This is a genomic window from Polaromonas sp. (genome assembly GCF_012927415.1).
In the GTDB taxonomy this organism is placed as follows: Bacteria; Pseudomonadota; Gammaproteobacteria; order Burkholderiales; family Burkholderiaceae_C; genus Polaromonas.
The window spans coordinates 1-2,915 of sequence record NZ_JABBPF010000157.1; the positions used below are offsets into that span (position 1 = coordinate 1).

General features: G+C 60.2%; 4 protein-coding genes and 1 pseudogene. All 5 read right to left on the reverse strand.

Features of this window, described 5'->3' with window-relative positions; genetic code table 11:
- The coding region (locus HHJ19_RS13305; protein WP_296908172.1) for a MotA/TolQ/ExbB proton channel family protein at positions 1–695 on the reverse strand (695 nt) is incomplete at its 3' end.
- Positions 696–712: 17 nt separating this feature from the next.
- Complete coding sequence (locus HHJ19_RS13310) at positions 713–1,447, reverse strand: energy transducer TonB (protein WP_296908174.1); 735 nt, start codon at positions 1,445–1,447, stop codon at positions 713–715.
- A gap of 113 nt (positions 1,448–1,560) precedes the next feature.
- Positions 1,561–1,816, reverse strand: a pseudogene (locus HHJ19_RS13315) (ferredoxin).
- Positions 1,817–2,001: 185 nt separating this feature from the next.
- Positions 2,002–2,199 carry a hypothetical protein gene (locus HHJ19_RS13320; protein WP_296908176.1) on the reverse strand — a complete coding sequence of 66 codons (198 nt, stop codon included), beginning with the start codon at positions 2,197–2,199 and terminating at the stop codon, positions 2,002–2,004.
- Positions 2,193–2,780 (reverse strand): PKHD-type hydroxylase, encoded by a 588-nt coding sequence (locus HHJ19_RS13325; RefSeq protein ID WP_296908178.1) that lies wholly within the window; start codon positions 2,778–2,780, stop codon positions 2,193–2,195. Before HHJ19_RS13325 ends, HHJ19_RS13320 begins: the two co-directional genes overlap by 7 nt.
- Positions 2,781–2,915 lie beyond the last annotated feature (135 nt).

Genomic DNA, 2,915 nt, shown 5'->3' on the forward strand with positions numbered 1-2,915 from the left:
GGCGCGGTAGTGCTTACGCGGGCGCCGGTTACGAAGTAGGCATGCAGGTCATGGGCAAAGCGGTTCAGCTTGCCGGTGACGGATTTGTTGCCGCGCACCAAGGCGTTGTAGCCGAGCACGGCGGGAATCGCCACGGCAAGGCCCAGCGCGGTCATGATCAGGGCCTCGCCCACCGGCCCCGCCACCTTGTCGATGCTGGCCTGTCCATTCAGGCCGATGGCCAGAAGAGCGTGATAAATGCCCCACACCGTGCCAAACAAGCCGACAAAGGGTGCGGTCGAGCCCACCGACGCCAGCACGGCCAGCCCGGTTTGCATTCTGGCCGTGATGTCTTCAATCGAGTTTCGCAGGCTGCGCGTGACCCATTCGCTCAAGTCCAGCGTGTCATGCAACTGGGGTTTGGCATTGCCGTCCTTGTGCAGTACGTGGGCGGTGGCTTCGCGGCCTTCCAGGGCCAGAACCCGAAAGGGGTTGGCCGGGTCCGCGCCGAACTTGGCCAGGCCATCGGCAAAGTCCGCGCTGTGCCAGAAACTTTCCGTCGCCCTGGCCTGGTTGGTGAGTTTGCGCAGATCCAGTGCCTTGGTGATGATGACCATCCAGGAGGCCAGTGACATCAGCAGCAGCAGTACGGCGACGCTCCTGGTGACGATATCGCCTTGGGACCAGACGTTGGCAAGGCCGAATTGGGTTTCCATTTAACTACTCCGGAGAATTATTCGAGAACAAAATTAATCGGGACGTTGAACCACATCTCCTCTGCCACGCCGCTGCGCTTGCCGGGAACATAACGCCATTTGAGAACGGTGTTCAGTGCGGCCTGGTCCAGTCGCTCAAAGTTGCTGGACTGGCGGATTTCGGCTTTCCGCGCCACGCCATCGACGCCGATCAGTACACGAACGATGACCTTGCCCTGTTCGCCCATGCGTTTGCTGAGCGCCGGGTAGGCGGGCTTGGGGTTTTGCAGGTAGTCGGCATCGCCGGACGGCAACTGTACTGCAGCCGGTGCGGGCGACGCACTGGCCGATACGCCTGGAGCGACCTGGGCTATCGGCGCTGGAGGCGTCGGCGTGACAACGCCGGTGGGTGCCTCGGGGGCAGGCATCGGGTCGGTGATCGCTAATGGCTGTTGCTGTTGCTGTTGCTGCACTGGTGCCTTGGCCTTGGCGATGGCTTTTTTCTGCATCGTCGGGCTTGGTGGCGTCGGTGGAGCAGGGGGAGCCGGGAGAACTGGTTTGGCTTTGGGCGCGGGCGGATCTATGAGTTGCGACAACACCTCGGCGGGAACGATCAGTTCCACGGTGCGCAGCAACAGGCCACTCTGCAGGGCCCAGATAAAACCGACGTGCAGGGCCACCACTGCGACGGCAATCACCGCATTGCGGCTGAGACGTGGCCGCGAGATGGCAGCTAGCGGCGCACTGGCGCTTGTAAAGGCAATAGCGTTCATCGGAGGATCAATCTGGTTTCGCCAGTGGGCGGGCCGCTTCGGGCGCGAGGCGGCAGAGTTGGTTTATCCCGGTCAGCGGCGGAATATCCACCACACCGAGCCTATCACCAGGATCAGGCTGATGGGGAGCGCTGCGAAGAAAGCGGGGAAATGTTCCATGGGCTGCTTTCCAATGGCTGGTTGGTTCGCTTGGGTTTTGCCTTCGGGCAGATTGCGCTGCATTGCGCCACCACGTTGAGGGCACAACCTTTGCGTTGCCCGAACTGCATCGCGACACCGAGTTCGAACAGGATCTCGTCAAAGCCCATGCCGGCGCGCATGACGGGCAATTTCACGGTCAGAGATTCGGCGGCAAACAGGGACGATCACGGATGGGCTTGGCTTGGCTGGGGGTTGGTTGAATGATTTGAATTGTTGGCTTTATCTTAAATGAGAACATGTCGCATTTGGGGCTGCTCTGGGGGTTGACTGCAATGTAAAAGTTGAAAAATGATTGAAACGACAAACCAAATTAGCGCTTTGTCCAGGTAATTCGGTTGTTGCTTGCTACCTTTTTAAATAGCAGATAAATCGACACAGCCCCTCAGCCAAGTGAAGTCCTCGTGCCTCAATTGGGCAAACCTGCTTTGAACATCGGCCCACATGCGCAAAAGATTGTGATGGCCGCCCGTGAGTCGCACCACTTCCTGCTTCCTGCAGGCGCCGTCGATTGCTGACCCGAAGGCCTGCTGGCGCAGCGCGGCTATCACCATATCAATCTCATACGGCAGTCTGCGCTGCGCGTCGACGCGAACCCTGCTTTCGATCCAAAAAAGCAGGCCAGCCGCGCACCCCGGGTGACGGGTTCGACGCCGTGTACCGAGGTGCCAGGGTACATCACCAGGTCGCCGGCGTCGAACTCGATACGTTGCTCGCCATAGGTGTCCTGTAGCGCCAGTTCACCACTGTCGCAGCTATTCGGTTTGCTGAAAAAAATAGATGCAGGAAACGTCGGTGCGCACATGGCGCGCCGTGGCCGCATGGGTTCGTACGGCATTGTCGATGTGATTGACAAAATAATTGCGGGTTGTCCCCGTAGGGGTTGAACAACGGCGGGTAAACCGACCCGGGCAAGGCGCCAGTAGCAAACATCGGGTTGCGCCGGTGTCGCGAAGACTAACTGGCGCGCTTGCAGGGCGGCCGGCATGTTTTCAGACCACTGTCGGTTGTATTTGACGGCGCCACTCCGGCTGCCTGCGGTGCTGCGAACGTCGGCCCGGTCGGCCGCCAGGGCCAGCTGGCGCACCGGGGCAGGTTCGTCGGACTGGAGCACTTGAGGAATGCGAAGCAACATGGTGTGATGACCAACCGCCCTCGGACCTGCCGGCTTTTCGCAGGAATGCCCGAGGTTTCAAGCGCCGGATCGACGGCGCGGGGTTCAGAACTTGCTGTTCAGCGTCAAGCTGTCCGATTGCGACAGCAACGTGTT

Excerpts from the sequence above, each read along its gene's own strand:
- HHJ19_RS13325 (WP_296908178.1), bottom strand. The coding sequence starts at position 2,780 with ATGTTGCTTCGCATTCCTCAAGTGCTCCAGTCCGACGAACCTGCCCCG.
- HHJ19_RS13310 (WP_296908174.1), bottom strand. The coding sequence starts at position 1,447 with ATGAACGCTATTGCCTTTACAAGCGCCAGTGCGCCGCTAGCTGCCATC.
- HHJ19_RS13320 (WP_296908176.1), bottom strand. The coding sequence starts at position 2,199 with ATGGTGATAGCCGCGCTGCGCCAGCAGGCCTTCGGGTCAGCAATCGAC.